23 protein-coding genes are annotated in these 22112 nt (G+C 42.3%); 9 read left to right on the forward strand and 14 right to left on the reverse strand.

The genetic code is table 11. The features are described from left to right. Positions 1–89: 89 nt before the first annotated feature. Positions 90–713 (forward strand): sigma-70 family RNA polymerase sigma factor, encoded by a 624-nt coding sequence (locus tag ABC374_RS23005; RefSeq protein WP_350300424.1) that lies wholly within the window; start codon positions 90–92, stop codon positions 711–713. After that, a complete protein-coding gene (locus ABC374_RS23010) occupies positions 706–924 on the forward strand; it encodes a hypothetical protein (RefSeq protein ID WP_101223589.1) in 219 nt (72 codons plus the stop codon). The genes ABC374_RS23005 and ABC374_RS23010 overlap by 8 nt, the downstream gene beginning before the upstream one ends. Before the next feature lie 54 nt (positions 925–978). Here the strand turns inward: ABC374_RS23010 and ABC374_RS23015 are convergent, their stop codons facing one another. The 3 genes from ABC374_RS23015 to ABC374_RS23025 form a co-directional block, all read right to left on the reverse strand. Beyond that, on the reverse strand, positions 979–3348 hold the full coding sequence (locus ABC374_RS23015; RefSeq protein WP_350300425.1) for a penicillin acylase family protein: 2370 nt from the start codon (positions 3346–3348) through the stop codon (positions 979–981). A 366-nt stretch (positions 3349–3714) separates the two neighbouring features. Continuing rightward, positions 3715–4152, reverse strand: a complete 438-nt coding sequence (locus tag ABC374_RS23020) for a hypothetical protein (protein ID WP_413019875.1) — start codon at positions 4150–4152, stop codon at positions 3715–3717. 181 nt (positions 4153–4333) lie between these two features. Beyond that, positions 4334–5197: an STAS domain-containing protein gene (locus tag ABC374_RS23025; protein WP_413019876.1), complete on the reverse strand. Its 864-nt coding sequence runs from the start codon at positions 5195–5197 to the stop codon at positions 4334–4336. Between the two features lie 145 nt (positions 5198–5342). Here ABC374_RS23025 and ABC374_RS23030 point away from each other — a divergent pair, with 145 nt between their 5' ends. Further along, complete coding sequence (locus ABC374_RS23030; protein WP_350300428.1) at positions 5343–5486, forward strand: hypothetical protein; 144 nt, start codon at positions 5343–5345, stop codon at positions 5484–5486. A 108-nt stretch (positions 5487–5594) separates the two neighbouring features. Here the strand turns inward: ABC374_RS23030 and ABC374_RS23035 are convergent, their stop codons facing one another. The 4 genes from ABC374_RS23035 to ABC374_RS23050 all read right to left on the reverse strand — a co-directional run bounded on the left by ABC374_RS23035 (position 5595) and on the right by ABC374_RS23050 (position 9888). Beyond that, a complete protein-coding gene (locus ABC374_RS23035; RefSeq protein WP_101223592.1) occupies positions 5595–5924 on the reverse strand; it encodes a hypothetical protein in 330 nt (109 codons plus the stop codon). Between the two features lie 99 nt (positions 5925–6023). Continuing rightward, the gene (locus tag ABC374_RS23040; RefSeq protein ID WP_350300429.1) at positions 6024–7214 is read right to left on the reverse strand and encodes an MFS transporter; all 1191 of its coding nucleotides are present in this window, start codon (positions 7212–7214) and stop codon (positions 6024–6026) included. A gap of 148 nt (positions 7215–7362) precedes the next feature. Beyond that, positions 7363–8685, reverse strand: coding sequence for an APC family permease (locus ABC374_RS23045; RefSeq protein WP_413019877.1), 1323 nt, complete (start codon positions 8683–8685; stop codon positions 7363–7365). 375 nt (positions 8686–9060) lie between these two features. Next, positions 9061–9888 (reverse strand): undecaprenyl-diphosphate phosphatase, encoded by an 828-nt coding sequence (locus ABC374_RS23050; RefSeq protein WP_350300431.1) that lies wholly within the window; start codon positions 9886–9888, stop codon positions 9061–9063. A 147-nt stretch (positions 9889–10035) separates the two neighbouring features. Here ABC374_RS23050 and ABC374_RS23055 point away from each other — a divergent pair, with 147 nt between their 5' ends. Next, the gene (locus ABC374_RS23055) at positions 10036–10785 is read left to right on the forward strand and encodes a glycerophosphodiester phosphodiesterase (protein ID WP_413019878.1); all 750 of its coding nucleotides are present in this window, start codon (positions 10036–10038) and stop codon (positions 10783–10785) included. Positions 10786–10842: 57 nt separating this feature from the next. Here the strand turns inward: ABC374_RS23055 and ABC374_RS23060 are convergent, their stop codons facing one another. Next, the gene (locus tag ABC374_RS23060) at positions 10843–11052 is read right to left on the reverse strand and encodes an alpha/beta-type small acid-soluble spore protein (RefSeq protein WP_034310322.1); all 210 of its coding nucleotides are present in this window, start codon (positions 11050–11052) and stop codon (positions 10843–10845) included. A gap of 166 nt (positions 11053–11218) precedes the next feature. On the opposite strand from ABC374_RS23060, the gene ABC374_RS23065 reads away from it, so the two are divergent. After that, entirely contained in the window at positions 11219–12505 is a 1287-nt protein-coding gene (locus tag ABC374_RS23065) for a glycoside hydrolase family 18 protein (protein WP_350300433.1), read from the forward strand. A 244-nt stretch (positions 12506–12749) separates the two neighbouring features. After that, positions 12750–13742 carry a potassium channel family protein gene (locus ABC374_RS23070; RefSeq protein WP_413019879.1) on the forward strand — a complete coding sequence of 331 codons (993 nt, stop codon included), beginning with the start codon at positions 12750–12752 and terminating at the stop codon, positions 13740–13742. On the opposite strand, the gene ABC374_RS23075 is transcribed toward ABC374_RS23070, so the two are convergent. From ABC374_RS23075 to ABC374_RS23085, 3 genes are all read right to left on the reverse strand, one after another. Then, a complete protein-coding gene (locus tag ABC374_RS23075; RefSeq protein ID WP_350300435.1) occupies positions 13739–14143 on the reverse strand; it encodes a YugN-like family protein in 405 nt (134 codons plus the stop codon). The genes ABC374_RS23070 and ABC374_RS23075 overlap by 4 nt on opposite strands. Before the next feature lie 223 nt (positions 14144–14366). Continuing rightward, entirely contained in the window at positions 14367–15713 is a 1347-nt protein-coding gene (locus ABC374_RS23080; RefSeq protein ID WP_350300436.1) for a glucose-6-phosphate isomerase, read from the reverse strand. A gap of 147 nt (positions 15714–15860) precedes the next feature. Next, entirely contained in the window at positions 15861–17024 is a 1164-nt protein-coding gene (locus ABC374_RS23085; RefSeq protein WP_413019880.1) for an iron-containing alcohol dehydrogenase, read from the reverse strand. Positions 17025–17226: 202 nt separating this feature from the next. On the opposite strand from ABC374_RS23085, the gene ABC374_RS23090 reads away from it, so the two are divergent. Then, a complete protein-coding gene (locus ABC374_RS23090) occupies positions 17227–17460 on the forward strand; it encodes a DUF378 domain-containing protein (protein ID WP_063234087.1) in 234 nt (77 codons plus the stop codon). 137 nt (positions 17461–17597) lie between these two features. Here ABC374_RS23090 and yugI read toward each other — a convergent pair whose 3' ends face one another. Beyond that, on the reverse strand, positions 17598–18002 hold the full coding sequence (yugI, locus tag ABC374_RS23095) for a S1 domain-containing post-transcriptional regulator GSP13 (protein WP_063234086.1): 405 nt from the start codon (positions 18000–18002) through the stop codon (positions 17598–17600). 345 nt (positions 18003–18347) lie between these two features. Between yugI and ABC374_RS23100 the strand changes: the two genes are divergently transcribed. Both ABC374_RS23100 and ABC374_RS23105 read left to right on the forward strand, forming a co-directional pair. Further along, entirely contained in the window at positions 18348–19691 is a 1344-nt protein-coding gene (locus tag ABC374_RS23100) for a sodium-dependent transporter (RefSeq protein ID WP_413019881.1), read from the forward strand. A 142-nt stretch (positions 19692–19833) separates the two neighbouring features. Next, entirely contained in the window at positions 19834–20187 is a 354-nt protein-coding gene (locus ABC374_RS23105; RefSeq protein WP_413019882.1) for a helix-turn-helix domain-containing protein, read from the forward strand. Positions 20188–20346: 159 nt separating this feature from the next. On the opposite strand, the gene ABC374_RS23110 is transcribed toward ABC374_RS23105, so the two are convergent. Next, the gene (locus tag ABC374_RS23110) at positions 20347–21516 is read right to left on the reverse strand and encodes an aminotransferase (protein WP_350300438.1); all 1170 of its coding nucleotides are present in this window, start codon (positions 21514–21516) and stop codon (positions 20347–20349) included. Continuing rightward, positions 21513–22013, reverse strand: a complete 501-nt coding sequence (locus ABC374_RS23115; protein ID WP_350300439.1) for an Lrp/AsnC family transcriptional regulator — start codon at positions 22011–22013, stop codon at positions 21513–21515. Before ABC374_RS23115 ends, ABC374_RS23110 begins: the two co-directional genes overlap by 4 nt. Positions 22014–22112 lie beyond the last annotated feature (99 nt).

Consider the following 22112-nt stretch of genomic DNA (forward strand, 5'->3'; position numbering starts at 1 on the left):
TATTGATTCATGGAAAAAAGAACGAATGTTCGTATATAATTGATTTATTCCCCTTGTCTATCACTTTATTAATTAAAGGAGGGATAACAATGAACCAATTAACTTCTCATTTTTTTTCTCATTCATTGGAGTTTCTGCAGCAACAGTACTCATCTTTCTTTGAACAACCGATCATTCAAGTATTTTTACAGAACCCAGAGCATTTAAAGATTTTCACTGAAACTCTTGATTCCCCTTCTTCCCACAACATTTGCCATCTCAACGAGACTTTCAAAATTTTCTATTACCGGGCTAAAGTATACAAATACATGTGCTCCTTAATTTACTTTTTCTCTGTTGATTTTGATAAAAGGGCACGGAAACAGCGGGAACGCTATCGAATGGTACTTGATGCGGCACCAAGGGATACTGGCGGATTGATCGATCGAGTCGGCACTATGGATGTTCAACTTGAAAAGATGGGGGAAACGAATGAACTCGCTTCACACATAAGTGATGAAGAGATGATAAAAGCCTTGAAAAAGTTAACAGCCAAACAAAACCTGGTGCTCACCATGATCTTTTCCTACGGCCTATCCAACAAGGAAATTGCTGCCTATTTCCATGAGTCGCCACAGAATATCTCAAGTATCCGTAAACAAGCTCTAAAAAAACTTCGAAAGCACTATATGGATGAGGTATATGTTAGAAAGGAGAAAAGCCATTGTGGATAAAAAACTGTCAAAAGAAGAATTGATGGATCTAATCGACTCTTTGAATCCTAAAATAAAAAAATCGTTAAAAAACACGAACTATCAAGACCGGAATGATCTGGAGCAAGAAATTAAACTCAAGATCATTGAATCATATGAAAAAATCGCAGCAATCGAAGCCCCTAATTTTGAGGAGTTCCTTGCAGAATTCCTTACTAAGCAAAAACAATGAAAAAGTACCAAGTCCAGAGCAAGGATGCTGGACTTGGTACTTTTTTTCTGAATATCAGTATGATGGTTTCAATGTCAGCGTGTCACCTATTGGGTCATCTAAAGTGGTTTTATGATAAGTACCTTCTGCCCAATCTTCAAGCTGATCATGGTACCACTCACTTTTCACGTTACCTGATTGACCCGGGCCAACGAGGTGATATCCTTGATTCATGTCGGCTAGGTCGATGACAAATCTCCAGGAGCCGCCATGATTAACGGTTCCATCATCTAAAAATGCCGCCGCCTGTACGGTGACACTGCTGCCGCCTACCGGCATTCCGCCGCCGCTGTTAAATAAATAATTTAATGGGGCGACACTCGATAGCGGGTGGTTAAACCTGACCTGATGATAGTCTCCCCATTCCCAATCAGCTATATCATCCCCTTGTAATTCTTCCAGTTCCGTTAAGGTCTCCTGCAGCGACTTGGCAAGCACCTGCTCAAGTCCGCCTGCCTCTTCAATCCAAGGGCCCGGCTTACCGTCCAGTGCCCGCCTTAGTAGTTCATCGACGGCCGAACGCCTTCCATTAAAGAGGTTGAGGGTTTCCTCCGGTATTTCTTCCTTAAGCAGTACATCACCTATTTTTCTCATCCAGACATTAAAAATCATAGGTGCGGCTTCGTCAACGGAATCAATATGATTCCATTTTTCCAGAATCGTCAGTGCCTGGTCTTCCTGTTTCCCCCATGGACCTTTCAATACATCCACGAATTGAGGAACAAACTCCTTAGCTTGCAAATTCACTGTATCCATCTGCAGGCTTTGCATATCCTCGGCCGTAAGCTTTTTATTGGCTTTTAAAAACTCCTGTATCCTCATCTGACGGTACGGCTGTGCCCAGTTATTGCTGATGTGGTAAGGATAATCGTCTGAGATGACCTTATTATTCGCTGTCGAAATGAATCCCTCTTCCGGATTCACCGTTTTTGGAAGTTCATCAAAGGGAATATAGCCTTTCCACTCAAATTCATCCGTCCAGCCAGGTACAGGCAGCATACTATCGCCTTTTTTCCTGATTGGGATTTTCCCATTCGCCTTATAGGCAATGGTCCCGTCGACTGAGGCAAAGACGAAATTCTGGGCCGGCGTTTCGAATTGCAAGAGTGCCTTTTCGAATTCTTTCCAGCTTCCCGCTTTATTCATATTCAGTACCGCTTCAAGCTCGGCAGATGGATCAAGTGCCGTCCACCTTAATGCAAGCACGGTATCTTTTCCGCTTTTCCCGGCAAACTCGGAGACAACCGGTCCATGGCGGGTAACCGTCACTTTATAGTCGAGTGTTTTACCATCCTTCACCTTGATGGGTTCGTCCAAGATTTCAGCTTTTTCCCATTTACCTTTGTAGGAGAATTCTTTCTCGTTTTCCGGGTTTCTCCTCTCAATATACAGATCCTGTACATCCGGACCGGTATTGGTCACACCCCAAGCCACCTTTTCGTTATGACCAAGGATGATTCCCGGAATCCCGGCAAAAATAACACCGCTCACATTGACCGACGGGGCCTCCAAATGCATTTGATACCACACGGACGGTGTAGCTAATCCCAGATGGGGATCATCGGCCAATAACGGCTGACCGGAATCCGTTTTCTTGCCTGAAACTACCCAGTTATTGCTGCCGTTGAATTCATAAGGAATAACGGCCCCTGCAAAACTTTTTTCAATATCCAGTTCTTCCTTACTGATGATATATGGAGCGTTCTTTGGATAATCAGGAAATAAATCATATGCTTTTTCCTTTGGGAACGTTTGCAGCAAATACTGCCTAAACGCCTGATCTTCCCAGTTCCCGCCTAAATCAAAGGCCATATATTTACCGATGGTCAGCGAATCGACGGGTGTCCACGGCTCTGGTTCGTATCCAAGCAGAGTGAACTCCGCCGGCCATTTCCCATTCTCCTTCAATTCATTGATATAAAGATTTACCCCCTCGGCAAACACATCCAAGGCTTCTTTCCCTTCACTTGTATATGCTGCATAAGAGGCTTCAGCCGCCCGCCTCAACCCAAGTGTACGGAAATACTTATCGTTTTTGACGGTTTTCTCACCAATCACTTCACTCAATCTTCCTGAAGCCTGACGCCTGCTTAAATCCATTTGAAATAAACGATCCTGTGCTTGGATATACCCTTGGGCTAAATACAAATCATGTTCATTCGCTGCGTTGATATGCGGGACCCCACTTGAATCCCTCACGACCGTAACCGGTTTCAAAAGACCTGGAAGCGATATTTCCCCCTTCGTTTCCGGCAAGGATCTTGAAAGAAATACATTTGCAGCAATCAAGACAGACAGCAAAAGTATAATCACGATTCCAAAACTCCATAGCACCCGCTTTCTCCACTTCCGTTTTGGCTTTTGCTGAGGTACGGCAACTTCCATCGATTCATCTCCCTCTCTCTCCCCATAAAACTCTCTTTCTTTCTATTTAAGATATTCCGCGTTTCCACCCATCTTTCCTACCAACATGCTTACATTCTCTCTTTTTATTTCAGTAAGGTTGGAAAGGTTCAAGGACGAATTTTTCCTGCGCAAGGTCGAATTATTCGCGTGCAAGGTCGAATTATTACCGCTTAAGGACGGATTATACTCGTACAAGGTCGGAATTATTCCGCTCAACGTCGGATTACTACCGCGAAAGGTCGAATCGTTACCGTACAAGGTCGATGTACTACTGCGAAATTGCTCCGATAAACATTAAATCAAATGCAAAAACACCGATACAATGTATCGATGTGGCAGGGAATGCTAGCTATTTGCAATAATGTATTCAATCACTTTATCTGCATCGTCTGTATAAAAGAGAGCTTTATCAAAGTCATGGGCCGCCTTCGTCTCCGCTTCCATGTATTCAATCGGGGAGAGGAGACCGAAGATTCTCTTCCATTTATGAGTTTTCTCCAAAAGTTTTCTTTCTTTTTTTATATCCTCTGGTATGAATTCATTAATGATAAAACATGGGTCGGAAAATGAAGGGTCCCCAAAACGTTTATTCAAGGCTCGCAATTTATCCCGATCCCATTCCACCCTTACCAAGTCCGATATGACCGAGACATTTTGGACCGAGTCGAGGATCCGTTTGGACAAAACATCATATTCTTCATCCTCCAGCCCATTATCCGTCATGATTCCTACACAATACCATTTTTCGTAATGTTCTGGTTCTTCATTTTTCTTGAAAAACACTCTTCAACCACCTTCCTTACAACGCTTTACATGTCCTATTTAATTTAAATCAAAAACAACATGTCCGTCCACGTCACTTCACTATAACATGGAGAAATATCGATGGGCGATTAAATATGGGAGCTGCAGGAATGTTAGCCTGACATAGAAAAAAAGATACCCTAAAAAAAGGATACCTCCATCATACTGGCTGAAGTGCCAGCCCTCTTTGATTAAACAGATATTCCAAGGCCTGCCTGAACGATAGAAAGGCTTTTACCTGATTTGCGAAATCAAGTTTGACGATCTCTTTCACGACATCAGGGGTAAAACCGACAAACATCGTCTCCGTTCCCATCAACGCCAGTGCCCCCACTAATTGATCCAGCAGGGAGAGCATATTGCCTTCCTTCGTAAAGGTAATTCCCGAGAAATCCATGATCAATACTTCCGCATGCAGATCTGCACATTTTTGCAGCACCGTCGATTGCATCGACTCCATTCTCCAATCGTCAATGCGTCCGATCAACGGTAAGAGCAGCACATCCTTTAATACGGTCTGAACGATCGGGGTGGACAATTCTTCCATGACTTCTTGGTTTTCTTTTATCTTCTGCAAAGAATCGTTTGCCATTTTCGCCATTTTTTTATAATGATTCACGTAACTGATACTTACACAGTGTATGAACTGGTCCAGGATTGCATCAATTATCGAGCTTGCCTTTAACAGAATTTCAATGGAGTAATAGCGATTGCTCACCTCTTCTTCAATGAAACTCCAGAAAAGGTTCCGCACAAGCTGTGCTTCCTCAATATTCTTATCTAAAGGAATGCCCATATCCACGATGCGCTTACCTATTTCCATACCCGTTATTTTCATACTTTCCATTGCTTGTGCCTTTCCATGAATCAAGGCATCTGCATGAATTTGAATAAGCTTTGACCGTACCTCTTTACTGGTTTCAAAATCATAGAGCGGTTCCTCTTCTTCAAACAACTCGATATGCTCCACTAAGATATATTTAAATTTTTCAATTTTTTCACCGATCATTCTTAATTCTTCCATGTAGACCTCCCATACAGGGCTTTTATCACATTTTATCAAATAATGAATGGTTAAGGATATAAAATCCTTCTATTACCAATATGATAATAGACGTTTACCCTTTTCTTTATAAGGGTATTATGATATATGACTTGGAGGGATTATCATGAAAAAAGATCAACAGGACTTCGAATCTGAAAACATGAGCGATTTAGTCGAACTCATAAACAGTAAAAATAACAGCCGCAGAGTCTTGGATGTACTTCGGCGTAATAAAAAGGATAAAAGTAAAAGCAAAGATAAAAAATGAAAAAACCCAGTCCAAAATGGTCTGGGTTTTTTCATTGGATAAAATAAAAGTGCTGAGTTTGTTTATTAAGCAAACTCAGCTCTCCCGTCATTAACTATTGAAAAGCCACTACCTTTTTCTCCTGATTTCCTTCACATGGTTTCCTTCAGTGGTAATATAGACTGTTTCATCAATTTTGTATGTTAAATAACGGTCACAATCAATTTCCAATGTTTTCCCATTGCTGAATTTCATTGCGCAATTGGATCCCTCTTCGGTTTCCGTAACATCAATGACTTCGTTCGTCTTAAAACCGACTGCCTTGCCATCGGAGAAATGAGGATAGTATTTTTCAACAATCTCCACCTTTTCCAATCTGCCCGGACTTGTTAAGTATACAACGAATAATATAATTAAAACGGCTATTAACCCAATGAGAATTACTGCTTTTCGATTCACTCTATCTATTACCCTCTTCTCTTATCAATCTATTATTCAATATCCATTTTCACTAGATTATATTCAGCATTCCGGAAAAACATGATAGAAAAGATCATTTTATTTAACGATTTTCTTTTCAACCATCATCACACAAGCGGCAGCAAGGATGATCAGGATCGACACAGCCGAGATGACCCCTCCCCAGCCGAACTTCATCAGGAATAAACCGCCTGATGCCCCCACTATACTTGATCCCGCATAGTAAAACAGGAGATATAAAGCGGATGCTTGTGCCTTTTCACTCTTATCAGCCAAGCTTCCGACCCAGCTGCTCGCAATTGAATGAGCTCCAAAAAAGCCAAATGTAAACAGTGCAAGCCCCATTATTTTCAGCAATAGCGGATCCAATAAGGTTAAAAGGGCGCCCATCAGCATGATAGCGATTCCGGTAAGAAGTACAATCCTTCGAGTATATTGATCGGCGAGCTTTCCCATCCATGTAGAACTAAATGTCCCCACAAGATAGATTATGAAAATGAAGCCAATCAATGTTTGTGATAAATGATATGGCGGTCCCATTAAAGGTATACCCACAAAGTTATAAACGGTAACGAACGAGCCCATTAATAGGAAGGCCATGCCGAATAAGAGTACTAGTCGGCTATTCCTTAAGTTATTGATAAGGGAGGTTTTGATTCTCGACAATGAGACTCCTGCGCGGACGGCATGCTGCGAAGGCGGAAGCATCCACCAAAAAGCCAGACTGATGATCAAACTTAAAGCCCCAAGGCTTCCAATCGCTATGTTCCATGAGAAATGGTCTGTCAGCACCCCGACAATCAGCCTGCCAGCCAATCCGCCGATACTCGAACCGCTCACATAGATTCCCATCACATAGCCAAGGCTTTTCGGATGAAACTCTTCATTGATATAGGCCATCGCAATGGCCGGGAAACCTGCAAGCACCGCTCCTTGAATCGCCCGTATTGCAATCAGGATGTATAGATCATCCTGTATGAAGCTGACACATATGGATAACAATGCAGACAGAGTGAGCGCCGTCCCCATTATTTTTTTCCTATCGATATTTTCTGAGAAAAAAGAAACAAGCAATAAACAGAGTGCAAGCGTTCCTGTTGCGAAAGATAATGTAAGGCTTGCCATTGCAGGAGAGACTCCGAATTGCTTTGCGAAAACCGGAATGACCGGTTGGGTACTATACAGATCCGCAAACGTTACAAAGCTACCAAGAAATAAAGCCAAGATTGTTTTCCTGAATGATTTACCAGCAGGCTCGATATAATTCACTTTTGTTCAGACCCTTCACTATTTAACTTTCCCCCTATGTTAATACGAACTTCCCGAGTTGTCTATTTCGTCACTTTTGTCCAACGGGAAAATTTCATTCCAGCAACTTATAAAAAAACCTTCACTGCATGCAGTGAAGGTTTTTTCATTAATTTGAACGTTTACCATCCCGCTCACTTTTCTTCAGGAGCCAGTACACTGGCATACCGATAATGAGGATGATCACTGAGTACAGGGCATTTAAAGGTGTTTGGATTAATGTGCTTAAAACAATATATATTGCGCCAGCAATCGCCACGATGGGGATGAATGGGTAAAACGGCACTTTATACGTTTTTGCATCCGGATCTTTTCTGCGTAAGATGAAGACCGCAAAGAAGGCTAATCCATAAAAACAGAAGACAGAGAAAACAGCCATATTGGTAAGTTTGTCAGGGTCTGTTGCAACCATCATAATGATTGCAATGATCACTTGCAATACCGTCGCATTTATAGGCGTTTTAAACTTGGGCGATATTTTTCCGATTTGTTTATGGCCTGGTATCATTTTATCAGTCGCCATCGCCAAGGTAATGCGCGGAAAGGTCAAAAGCTTTCCGTTCAAGCAACCGAAGATTGAAATCGCTATTCCGATCGATATCAATTTCCCGCCCAATTCACCGAATAAAAGCGTTGCTGCAACATTCGCTGCATTCGTACCATGAGCAATGACCCCCTCTGCCCCCAATACATGAAGCATCGCAAGGTTCACAGCCAAGTAAGCGACCATGACCACGACTAATCCCGTTATGATTGCCCGCGGCAATGTTTTCTGTGGGTTTTTCATTTCCCCTGCCATGAAGCCGACATTCATCCAGCCATCATACGCCCAAAGCGTAGCCAAAATCGCACCGGCCATACTGATTTTCATTGAACTTTCACTATTCATATTGAATACAGGCATATCACCTTGTGCGATACCGAACACCGCTATGAAAATGATTGGGATCAATTTAGCAACGGTCGATAAGGTTTGGATGATACCGCCGTATTTTGTCCCCAGAAGATTCATGCCTGCTATAAATACGATCGTAAAAATCCCTATCGCCAAAGTGTAGCCTGGAGCGATCTTAAATATTCCTGCAACTAATATCCCGAAGTATAAGCTGAGTGCGCCCATGACTGCAGGTCCGTATACCAATGTCTGAACCCAGCCGCATAGGAATCCCCATGCTTTTCCGTACACTTCTTCCATATAGACATATAAGCCGCCAGTTTTAGGAATCCGTGTACTCACTTCCGCAATCGTCAACCCACTTGCAAGGGTAATCAGACCGCCTATCAGCCAAGCTAACAAGGCCATGGTTGAATTACCGCTTAACTCAAGCACGTCACCAGGTCTCATGAAAATACCAGAACCGATAACTGTACCAACTACAATAGATGTTCCAACCCAAAAGCCAATCGTTTTCTTCAATTGGTCATTTCTCATGTTGTCCTCCCCAGGTGTACACATGTACTTTATTTATACTAAAATTATATCATATAAATTATACGGAAATAGTTTATGTAATCATTTGAATATTACAATAAATATCCAAACACGTTGGTGTCATTACGCTCAGGCAGCTTTATTTCATTTATATTTTTTTTACTAATTATGTCTGAAACTGCACTAAAAACCGAATATTTTTTTATTATAAAAAGATTTATTGAGTTTTTACTCAATAATGACGAATTAAAAACTACAGAATTCAATTATCATTCGTCATGAATTTAATGGGAATCCTGATTATTTTCGGACACACAAAAAAACCACCCCGAATCAACGGGGTGGTTCCTCTCCTCTTTCAAGCTTCATTTCGCATTACCAAATAATGAATAGAAGCACAACCGCCAAGACGATCCGGTAAATGGCAAAAGGAGTCAATTTAACTTTATTGATTAAAATCAGGAAAAAGCGGATACAGAATAATGCAAAGATAAATGCACTGATGAAACCTGCAATAAAGAATGGCAGAACTTCAGGTGTGAAGTGTTCCCAGTATTTCACGATTTTCAACAAACTGGCACCAGCCATGATCGGCACTGCCATGATGAACGTGAAATCGGAAGCCGCCCGGTAGCTCATTCCCAATAGCACTCCACCGGAAATGGTCGAGCCTGAACGCGAGAATCCCGGCCATAGTGACAAACATTGAATTAACCCTACACCGAAGGCTTGTTTATAAGTGATTTGGTCAACCGTTTCTGCAGTCAGCTTTGGACGGAATTTATCCGCAGCAATCATCAAAAACGCACCCAAGAACAAGCCGACGATAACCGTTTTCATCGTAAATAAATGATCATCAATGTAATCTTCGAATAATAGACCTAAAACGCCAGCCGGTAACAAGCCGACGATAACCTGCAATAGGTTAAGCTTTGGACCGTTCACAGCAGATGTGCCTTTCAGCTTCCTTAAACCAAGCAAGTCCATGAATCGTCCCCAGAAGAGCACGACTACGGCGAGTATCGAACCAAGTTGGATGACTACCTTGAAGGCATTGGCCACTTCACTCCCGAAAAGCTCTTTCGAATTCAGCCATAAATCATCGACGATAATCATATGCCCTGTAGACGATACAGGAGCAAATTCAGTTAATCCTTCTACAAGACCAAGAATAACTGCAACAAAAATTTCCCACATATTCATTTTATTCACCTCATAATTCGAACACCTATTTATGGAAATATCATATGTATTTTACTCGTTGTTTAAAATATTGTCTATTAAACATTGCTGAAACAATTTACGGGTACATGTATGATAGGGTTCAAGATAAAGTTTAAAGGGGAAGTGATGATTTTGCAAAACATACTGATTTTCGCTCATAGAGGTTCCAAGGGGACGCATCCTGAAAATACCATGGCTGCATTTCAAAAGGCGGCAGAAATCGGTGCCGAGGGGATCGAGTTCGACGTCCATCTCAGTTCTGATGGTGAATTGGTCATCATCCATGATGAAACATTAGATCGAACGACCACCCTTACTGGTTATGTAAAGGATCATTCGGGACAAAAACTGAAAACGGCTGATGCCGGGAGTAAATTTTCCAATGAATTCCTTGGGGAGCAGATCCCTTTTTTAATGGACGTTTTCGACTGGGCTATGGGAAATGCTTTATTGATGAATATCGAAATCAAAACGGATAAACTCGCTTACGAAGGAATTGAACAGAAGATAATTGATTTAATTCGTCAATATGGAATGGAAAATCGGGTGATCCTCTCTTCCTTCAACCATAAATCCATTGAAAAAGTGAAGATGCTTGCCCCAGATCTTGAACGTGCATTATTGTTCGAGGGACTACCTGAAAACTTCGAAGAAATCTTACGTGATAAAAAGGAATCGGGTTTTCATCCAGATAAAAACAGCCTGACTCCAGCAGTTAGAGAAAAAGCGAAAAAACTTGGATATAAAATCCGGCCTTGGGTCGCCAATGATGAAGCCGACATCGTCAGGCTGGCAGAGTTGGGAGTCGACGTCATCATGACCGATTTCCCTGAAAAGGCAATCAAGATTTTAAAAGCTTGGCAGTCACATGGCTGAACGCGAAAGAGAAGGAGCGATGCCCCTTCTCTTTCAAATCCATATTTATTCAATTAATTAACGAGAAAAGTTTGAACCGCCTAGTTGTTGTTCAGCCATTTGAACCAAACGTTTTGTGATTTCCCCACCAACAGATCCGTTAGCGCGAGAAGTAGTGTCAGCACCTAGGTTTACACCAAATTCACTAGCGATTTCATTTTTCATTTGTTGTAGAGCTTGTTCTGCACCAGATACTAAAAGTTGATTGCTGTTATTGTTGTTTGCCATGTGTTTTCACCTCCTACTAATATTAATTAGCATTTTAAGCTTAAATTATTATTGCCAATTTATTGTATTTTTCCATCTGTGTTTCTCACAATCCTAAGCTCTTTATCATGAATTTCTTTTTATGCTCATAAACTGTTAGGAAACTTTCAGTAGGAGGGAAAAGAAATTGCAAATACATGTGGTTAGGCCAGGCCAGACGTTATATGGCATCGCCCAGACGTACAGCGTAACCGTTGACAGGCTAGTTGAATCAAATAAGATCCCTAACCCAAATAATCTTGTTTCGGGGCAGGCCCTTGTCATTCCAATCGTCGGCAGTTATTATTTCGTTCAACCGGGTGATAGTCTTTATTCCATTTCCCAAAGGGTTGATGTCCCTGTTCAAGAATTGGCAAATATAAATGGCATTTCCGAAAATCAAATCCTATCAGTTGGATACCGGCTCTATATTCCGGCACGGAGGAAAAGGACCGCCGAATTTAACGGCTATGTCGAGCCGAGGGGTACGACGGTTGCACCGGCCCTTGAAACGGCTGCCAGGGAAGCTGCGCCCTATTTAACCTACCTAGCCCCTTTCAGCTTCCAGGCGCTGCGAGACGGCTCCTTAAAAGAGCCATTACTCAATGACTTCCCTGCCATCGCCAGAGAAAATAAAAATGTCCTGATGATGGTGATCACGAATCAGGAGAATGACCAATTCAGCGATGAGCTCGGGCGAATCATCTTAACGAATACTTCCGTTCAGAATAAGTTCCTGAACAATATCGTTACAACGGCTAAGAAATATGGTTTCCGCGATATCCACTTTGACTTTGAGTATTTACGGCCGGCCGACAGAGAAGCCTATAATCAATTTCTCCGAAAAGCCAGGGATCGCTTCAAGAAGGAAGGATGGTTCATTTCCACGGCACTGGCCCCTAAAACAAGTGCTGAGCAAAAAGGCCGCTGGTATGAAGCCCATGACTATAAAGCACATGGTGAAATCGTCGACTTCGTCATCATCATGACATATGAATGGGGATATAGCGGCGGACCTCCAATGGCAGTTTCACCTATTGGACCTGTTCGGGATGTTCTCGAATATGCCGTCACCGATATTCCTTCCAACAAGATCCTGATGGGGCAAAATCTATATGGCTATGATTGGACCCTGCCTTTTGTACAGGGAACCACTGCCAGGGCCGTGAGTCCGCAGCAGGCCATCCAGCTTGCGGCGGACAATGATGTTTCCATCGAGTATGATGAAACCGCACAGGCGCCGCACTTCAATTATACCGATATTGAGGATAGGCAGCATGAGGTGTGGTTTGAAGATGCCAGATCCATTCAGGCAAAATTCGATTTACTCAAAGAATTGAACCTAAGGGGAATGAGTTATTGGAAGCTCGGCCTAGCATTCCCTCAAAACTGGCTGCTCATCAGTGATAACTTCAACGTACGGAGAAGGGTTTAACAAAAGATAAAGGAATACCGAAGCTGAAACGGGCATATAATCAATCATCGAGCATGAAGTCCATTCAGGATACGTGACTCAGCACCAAAAGCCTTCCGACATCTTCCGGAGGGCTTTTATCATTTACCGTAATTCGATAGTCAATATGCCGATATTCATCATTGAAAGTTTGTCTGTCCGGACCCTTATGAGCCAAGCCTTTTTTGACCATACTATAAGGAACAGCTCAAAGGGTGTGAAAAAAATGATTCGAATCGGTCCATACATCAGTACCGTTCCCAGATTCCCGCGTTTCATCAGATTGCTTTCCATCATCGCATTATTTTTACTTTCATTCGGGGTCTTGATCCACATTGTGGAGCCGAAGAGATTCCCCACCTTACTTGATGGCATCTGGTGGGCAATCGTGACGATGTCAACGGTCGGTTATGGAGATTTCACTCCCGTGACCAATCTTGGTAAAATCATTGGGATGGTCCTCATTTTGTCAGGCGCTGGCCTGATTACCTCTTATTTTGCGTACATCGCTAAAATTTCCATATCCAATGAACAGCAATTTCTAACAGGAAAGAAAGTATTCAGCGGCGGCGGACATATTATCATTGTGGGCTGGAATGGCCGTTCCAAGAGAATAATCCAAAACATTCATGATCGTAAGCACCATCAATCCATTGTCCTTATCGATGATACACTGCAAAAGCACCCGCTACCAAGAACGAATATCCACTTTATCCAAGGAAAAGCTACATTGGATTCCGTTTTGCAGAAAGCCAATATTAAACAAGCCATTCGCGTCCTGATCACGGCTGATCTTAAACAAGACGAGCTGCAAACGGATATGTTCTCGATATTAACGTTACTGGCCGTCAAAGGGCTGAATCCGCATGTGTATTGTCTCGTGGAAATATTGACACATGAACAAAAGGAAAATGCTTTACGGGCTGGGGCGGACGGTATAGTCGAAACGAATAAATTCGCGAGTGAATATATGCAGGATTGCTTATCGAAGGGGATCATGACGGAAGCCGGAGAACAAAATGAGCGGGATGGATTGAGCCTCAAACAGCTGCCCATCCAGGATGACTGGGTGGAATTGACGTTCAAACAGTTGAACGTTAAGCTATTCGATCAAGACATTTTATTGGTCGGCATCATTTCAGGAGGCAAGACCTTAATCAAGCCCCCCGGAGATGTAATCATAAATCGTGATGACACCCTGCTCATCATTGAAGATTAATGTAATAAAAGCTTTTCCAAATCACGGACAAGCGTTTTTCCTAATGAGATATAGTTTTCCGGAAATTCAGCATCCGGATTTTCAGGCTCGGCAAACTGATTGAAGGAAGCGGAGAGGTTTCCGATATTTCCTTCATCGTCGATCCCGTCCTCGTACTTATGAGATAACAAAAACGGTTGTAAGAGTTCGACCATTACCCCGTCCTGATCGAGTGAACCATCAACAGCCTTGAAAGGGACTCTCAAGAATTGGTAGCCATCACTGTCATCAATCTTATAATCAAAAGACCCGTGGTCATAATCCCATCCTCCGCCAATCGCATATCCTACCGGTTTTAACTTCGTCTCCAGATCGAACAAACCGAATGTTTTCCCTTCCAATTGAGAAGAAATTTTAATCATTGTATAAAACCTCTTTCGCTAATTTTCTATTAGCTTAACCAAAGTGCCTTAAAAAAAACCTGGCCTGGCCTATTGTTCCTTCAATTGGAAAAAGGAATGGGAGTTCCAAGCTCCCCTTACGCTTTTGTGAAGTTTCCTTCTCTTCGCCTGACACCACTTTAGCTTTTCAAACAGAAAAAAAAGGCACCAAGCTGGATGTAATTCCAGCTTGATGCCTTTTTTATTATAAGCGCTGTTCGAGCTCAGCTTTTTTCTTCTCATAACCAGGCTTGCCTAAAAGAGCAAACATGTTCACCTTATAGGCTTCCACTCCAGGCTGATCAAATGGATTTACACCCAGTAAGTAACCGCTCATTGCACAAGCTTTCTCGAAGAAATATACCAGGTAGCCAAAAGTATAAGCATCGAGTTGCGGAACCGTTACGATCAGGTTTGGAACGCCACCGTCCGTATGGGCTAACAGCGTACCCTCAAATGCTTTATTATTCACGAATTGTACCGTTTCACCTGATAGGTAATTCAGGCCGTCCAAGTCATTGGCCGCTTCTTCAACCAATATTTCATGACGGGCCTTTTCCACCTTGATGACTGTTTCAAAAAGGTCACGCCGTCCTTCCTGAACATACTGCCCTAATGAATGAAGGTCGGTCGAGAAGTTAGCCGATGAAGGAAATATCCCTTTTTGATCCTTTCCTTCACTTTCTCCAAATAACTGTTTCCACCACTCAGAGAAGTATTGAAGTCCAGGCTCATAGTTTATCAGCATTTCAATCGTTTTCCCTTTATTGTAAAGGATATTCCGAACCGCCGCATATTGGTAAGCCTGATTCTCACCTAGCTCGGAAGAACTGAAGTCCGCCCTAGCACGCTCGGCTCCCTCCATGATTTGATCGATATCCGCCCCGCTGACCGCAATCGGAAGCAGTCCTACAGCCGTTAAGACCGAGTAACGTCCGCCAACATCATCAGGAATGACGAAAGTTTGGAAACCTTCCTCCGTTGCTACCGTTTTCAATGCGCCCTTTTCTTTATCAGTGGTCGCATAAATGCGGCTCTTAGCTTCTTCAACACCGTATTTTTGTTCCAGCAGTTTCCGGAAAATCCTGAAGGCCAGAGCAGGCTCCGTGGTCGTACCGGATTTAGAGATGACATTGATCGAGAAATCCCTATTTTCCAATAGGTCCATTACGTCCTGCATATATGTAGAGCTTATATTATTACCCACAAATAAAATTTGCGGTGCATTTCTTTTATCCGACGGTAAAATGTTATAAAAACTATGTTGAAGCATCTCAACTGCCGCTCGTGCTCCCAGGTATGATCCGCCGATACCGATAACCAGCAGCACATCTGAATCTTCTTTTATTTTAGCTGCCGCTTTCTTGATCCTTGAGAACTCTTCTTTATCATAATTGGCGGGTAAATCAAGCCAGCCAAGATATTCATTGCCTGCCCCTGTCTGCTCATGCAGGGAATGGTGTGCCACTTTTACAGCATCCTGTAAATAAGTAATTTCATGCTCCCCGAAAAACGGCAGGGCTTTTGAATAATCGAAACGAATATGGGCCATTCAAATTCCTCCTTGAATTCTTTAGTTTCCCTTTCACTTTATCTGATGTAATTCTCATAATCAAGAAATCGATCATGTAAATAACGAATTATGCATATAAAGCAATCTCCCACCCGGCAAGGTGGGAGAGCGGATCATATCACTTGTTTATAATGAAGCCCGTAAAATGGCAAGGACATCTTCACGGTTCAGGACCTTGAATCGTCCAAATTTCCCTCTGCTCATTGCTTTATCAGCCATGACTTCCAATTGTGAGTCATCGATGCCATAGTCCGAAAGATTGGTCGGCGCCCCTAAGCTGCTCCAAAATGACCTGAGTCTTTCAATACCTTCAAGGGCCGCTTCCTCATCCGTTTTACCTTCCGGATCTACATGGAAAACACGGACTGCAACTTGTTTAAAGCGTGAGACATTTTCATGGAGCACATGCTTCATCCAATTAGGGAATAAGATGGCCAATCCTCCAGCATGCGGGATATCATAAACAGCTGAAACGGCATGTTCAATGTTATGCGTTGCCCAATCACCGCTGTAACCAACCCCAAGCGATCCATTCAAGGCTAGGTTTCCAGCATATAGGATAGTGGCCCGGTGCTCGTAATCTTCCAGGTTTTCCAATAACTTAGGTGCGGTTTCAATCACCGTAGATAACAGCGATTCACAAAAACGGTCTTGAAGCGGCGCATGCGTTTCCGGATGGAAGTACGTTTCGAATACATGTGACATCATATCGACCATTCCGTATACCGTTTGATCTTTTGGTACCGAAAAAGTGTTTTCAGGATCCAAAATGGAGAATTGCGGAAATACCAACGGACTTCCCCATCCATATTTCTCTTTCGTTTCCCAGTTTGTTATGACAGATCCGGAATTCGCCTCAGAGCCGGTTGCAGCTAAAGTCAGCACCGTTCCGAATGGAAGGGCCTCTTCGACTGGCGCCTTCTTGATGACAAGATCCCATGGATCCCCCTCATATTTAGCACCCGCAACGATGGCCTTTGTAGCGTCTATAACGCTTCCTCCTCCAACAGCAAGGACAAAGTCGATACCATTTTCTTTACAAAGGTTAACACCTTTCCGGACTGTCGAGATGCGTGGATTCGGTTCAACTCCGGAAAGTTCGTGCACCTCTGCATTGATCTCTTTCAAGGCATTGACCACTTTTTCATATAAACCATTTTTCTTTATGCTTCCTCCACCGTATACAAGTAAAACTTTATCGCCATACGCAGGAATTTCAGTTTTTAAGCTTTCAAGCTGACCTTTCCCGAAAATTACTTTAGTAGGATTCTTATATGTGAAATTCTCCAATGGTATCTCTCCTTTAATGCCACATTGACTCCGTTTTTGAATTATCGACAGTGCCAAGTGCTAGTTTTTCTTTTATTCATTATGACCAATGTTCCATTTAAATACAAAATATCCGCCCGGAACTTTTGAGTGGATGTATATTTACATGATGAAAAAGCATGATAAGTAAAGAACTGATTTTTTCAAAAAAGGAGGCTGTACAATGAGTGGAATACAAAGAACTGCACTTGTTCTTACAATAATCGGGGCAATCAACTGGGGATTAATAGGTTTTTTCCAATTTGACTTGGTCGCTTCGATTTTCGGAGGGCAAGATGCTGGATTGGCCCGTATCGTTTATGGATTGGTTGGAATCGCCGGTCTCATTAATCTTGGTCTTCTCTTTAAACCAAGTCCTGAAATTTCCAGGGAGCCTGAAACCAAACCGACTCGTTGAGGTCTTGACCATGGATAATGTTTATGTTCTATAAAATAAAGCCGGACCATGGAAAACACATGACCCGGCTTTATTTCATTCATATGCCCCTGGACAAAAAAAACCGGCTGATCGAAGGATCAGCCGGTTCCAAAAAATTATTTTTTGATTAAGTCTTCGCGTTGAGATTGTTCAATCCACTCTTGAAGTTTGTCTTTCAATGTGTTGAAACCTTCAGTAGATTCGATGTGAGATGTCGCTTTAACAGATGCTTGGCGTTTTTTCGGAGCTTTTTTCGGAGCTTCAGTACGCTCAGGAGCTTCTTCTGTAGCGCGGATCGATAAGCCGATTTTTCCAGCAGCTGAATCGATGGAAAGAACTTTAACTTTCACTTCATCGCCCACTTTTAAATGTTCGTTGATATCTTTAACGAAGCCGTGAGTAATTTCAGAAATATGAACTAAACCTTGAGTTGAATCATCTAGAGCAACAAATGCACCGTATGGTTGAATACCAGTAACTTTACCAGCAACTACCGCACCAATTTCGAATTTTTCAGACATGGTAACACTCCTATTTTATATATATTTTTTCGTCTTTTCACGCAATAAAAAATTATATCACATAATTGGAAAATAATCAAAGTTAAGTATACCATACTTTTTAGGATTTTACTCATTAAAAATGTTTGTTTTTTGGAAATAATAAATATTATAAGATCTTTATTTATAACTTATCCTAATAATTTGCAAATAACCTCTATTCCCCTTAATATATTTACTCATTTTTCTAAAGATTGTAATATTAAAACACTATTCAATTCCGCATAATCATAGTAAGATGAGAAAATGTTTTAAAAATGTAATATGCAGCTAGATATTTTTTACATCTAAAGGAGTTTTTCCAACATGTCAAAACAAGATCAATGGACTTCAAAACTTGGGTTCATCCTGGCAGCCGCAGGATCCGCTATTGGATTGGGCGCCATTTGGAAGCTCCCATATATGACTGGGCTAAATGGAGGAGGGGTCTTTTTCCTGCTCTTCATTTTATTCACCCTGCTTATCGGGGCACCGATATTAATAGCCGAATTCACGATTGGCCGCAATGCACAGAAAGATGCCATTAGCGCATATAAACATATCGCCCCGGGGAAGCCTTGGGCATTGATCGGATATGGCGGTGTCGTCGCTTCCATCATTCTGCTTTCCTTCTTCAGTGTTGTTGGAGGCTGGATCATCTCTTATTTAGCCAGAAGCTTTACAGGTTCCCTCTCAAACTTGACGCAAGAAGAATATGGAAACTTCTTCAATAAGATAATCAGTAATCCTTATGAAACGGTCATCGCTCAGTTATTATTCATGATCTTTACCATTTGGGTCGTGCAAGGCGGCGTTTCCAAGGGAATTGAAAAGGCGAATAAATATATGATGCCTTCCTTGTTCATCCTTTTCATCATTCTTCTTATCCGTTCCTTGACTCTGGATGGAGCGATGGAGGGTGTTGAATTCTTCTTGAAGCCGGACTTTTCCGCATTAACAGGGGAAACGATCCTATTGGCACTGGGCCAATCCTTCTTTGCACTAAGTGTCGGTGTTTCCGTGATGGTAACCTACGCATCCTATTTAAGCAAAAAAGAAGATATTACAAAATCGGCCTTTTCGGTAGTTGGACTGAATATCTTCATTTCCTTGCTGGCTGGTTTGGTCATCTTCCCGGCTGTTTTCGCACTAGGCTTCAGTCCTTCAAGCGGGCCTGGATTAGTATTTGTCGTGTTGCCAGCCGTTTTCAATGAAATGGCGCTTGGCGGGATTTTCATGTTCATTTTCTTCATATTAATATTATTTGCCACCCTTACGACGGCATTCTCCATTCTTGAAATCGTCGTTGCCGCCATGATCAAGGGTGATGCTGCAAAGCGTAAGAAGGCTTCTTGGATAGCTGGTATCACCGTTTTCTTAATTGGGATTCCAAGCGCATTATCATTCGGGGTGCTTTCGGATGTGAAGATTTTCAATTTATCCATATTCGATTTCGCTGATTATCTGACAAGCAATATCGCGCTGCCAGTCGGCGCATTGTTCATATCCCTTTTCATCGGCTATCAAATGAAAAGGATCGAGGTACAAAAAGAGTTCGAATCCGGCGCTGATTCAGGCCGATCACTTTTTAAACTTTGGTACTTCCTGATTCGCTACATCGTGCCGATCATGATCATACTCGTATTCCTTAAGTCAACTAATCTCATTTAACATTCAACGTGCCGTTTCGATATTTCTCGATGCGGCATTTTTTTCACAAAACCTACATATATTCCATTACTTCCCTTAAGTAATAATATGGTAAAATAATTACATAAAGAAAATATATTTCCTGAAAAAGGAGTGTCTGACTATGTCAAATATCGCGAAGAATATCCGGCAATACCGAGAAGATCACAACCTCACTCAACAGGAACTGGCTTTGAAATTACGAATCGGCACGAAGAAAATCGAAAAGTATGAATCAGGTGAATCGGTTCCTGATACACAAACCATTTTACGGCTTTCCACCGTTCTTGACATTCCGGCTTCAGAATTCCTGAAGGATGCCCAGACCGGTAACGCCACTGGTATCGACGAGGACATAAAAAAATTGATTGAAGAAATCGGAACCAAAAAAGCGGAGCTCATTCTAAGAACAGCTAAGGACTTTAGCGAAGAACAAATTCTGAAAGTTATGCATACTTTATATAATACACAAGCTTAATTCAAAAAATGGGTCGTAGTATGTGTATTTTTTTTCAGGGTACTGGATATACTATGATTAACACTTTCTATGTTAATCCATTAGATTAACTCTTTTTTCTAATTCCCCCTATGGAAAGGGATCCAGCTGTTAAAGGCCGGATCCCTATTTTTTTTGCTTTTATTGGCAATGATTCTTCATGAAACGTTCCATTCTTCTAAGCGCCTCTTGAAGCTGTTCCATGGAGGATGCATAAGAACAGCGGATATGACCTTCACCGCTTTCCCCGAACACATCTCCCGGTACAACGGCAACAAGTTCTTCCGTCAAAAGTTTCTCAGCAAATTCCATCGAAGTCATCCCCGTCTTCTCGATTGATGGAAAAGCATAAAAAGCCCCGCCAGGATTATGGCAATCCAGACCCATATCGTTAAATGATTTCACGATATAATTTCGTCTTCTCCGGTAACTTCGACGCATTTCTTCCACATCCTGCATACCGTTCTTCAATGCTTCCAATGCAGCATGCTGCGCAACGGTCGGCGCGCACATCATCGCATATTGGTGAAGCTTAAGCATCGCTTCGGAAATTTCCTTAGGTGCACAAACGAACCCAAGACGCCATCCAGTCATCGCAAACCCTTTCGAAAACCCATTGATGACAATTGTCCGCTCAAGCATGCCATCAATGGCAGCAAAAGAAGTGAATTCCTCATCATAAGCAAGTTCGGCATAGATTTCATCGGAAATCACCAGCAAGTCATGCTTTTTAATGATGTCAGCAAGCATCACTAATTCTTCCTGCCCAAGCTGGGTTCCCGTCGGGTTATTCGGTGAACAGATTAAAACGGCCTTCGTTTTAGGCGTGATCGCCGCTTCGAGTTGTTGGGGAGTCAACTTAAAGTCATCTTCCTTGGATGTTTGGACCGTGACCGGTATTCCACCTGCCATGGTCACAAGCGGTGCATAGGCGACGAAACAAGGTTCGACGACAATGACTTCTTCGCCTGGATTCAAGATGGTCCTCAGGGCAATATCCAGGGCCTGGCTTGCTCCGACCGTGACAATGATTTGATCGTCCGGTCTATACGAAACATGGAACTGCTTCTCCATATATCGGCTGATTTCCGACCTTAATTCAAATAATCCGGCATTTGCCGTATATGAGGTATATCCTTCTTCCAAAGAGTTGATCGCCGCTTCCCTTACTGCCCAAGATGTTACAAAATCCGGTTCACCCACACCAAGAGATACGACCCCTTCCAAATTGGCTGCCAAGTCGAAAAAGCGGCGGATGCCTGATGGTTTAAGCTCTGCAATCGTTTTTGAAACATAACTCGTTTTAATCATGGTGACACCACTATCCGCTTATCTTCTTCAGTTTGATCAAAAATGGTGCCATCATGCTTGTATTTTTTCATGATGAAGTGAGTCGTCGTAGAAATGACGGAATCCAGTGTCGAAAGTTTTTCCGAAACGAAGCTTGCCACTTCATTCATCGAACGTCCTTCGACAATGACCGAAAGATCATAAGCCCCTGACATTAAATAAACGGACTGGACTTCTTTGAATTTGTAAATCCTTTTTGCGACATCATCGAAACCGACACCGCGTTTTGGAGTGACTTTTACATCGATCATCGCTGTGACACCATGGTATTCATCCACTTTTGCCCAGTTAATGACTGTTAAGTAACGTACAATGACCCGCATATCTTCTAATTTCTTCAATGTTATTTCAATGTCCGCTTCTGATTGATCGGTCATTTTAGCCAAATCCTTCAGATCAATCCGGCTGTTATTTTCAATGATTCTCAAGACTTCCAATTCCTCTTCGTTCAAGTGCATTGGAAAACCCCCCTTTTGGAATTCACTAATTTAGATGTGATGGTTCGGCTGGCAGATAGTCTCACGAATTACCTTATTAGACTCTTTTAAAAATCCTAT

Source organism: Peribacillus phoenicis (assembly GCF_047238085.1).
GTDB lineage: Bacteria > Bacillota > Bacilli > Bacillales > DSM-1321 > Peribacillus.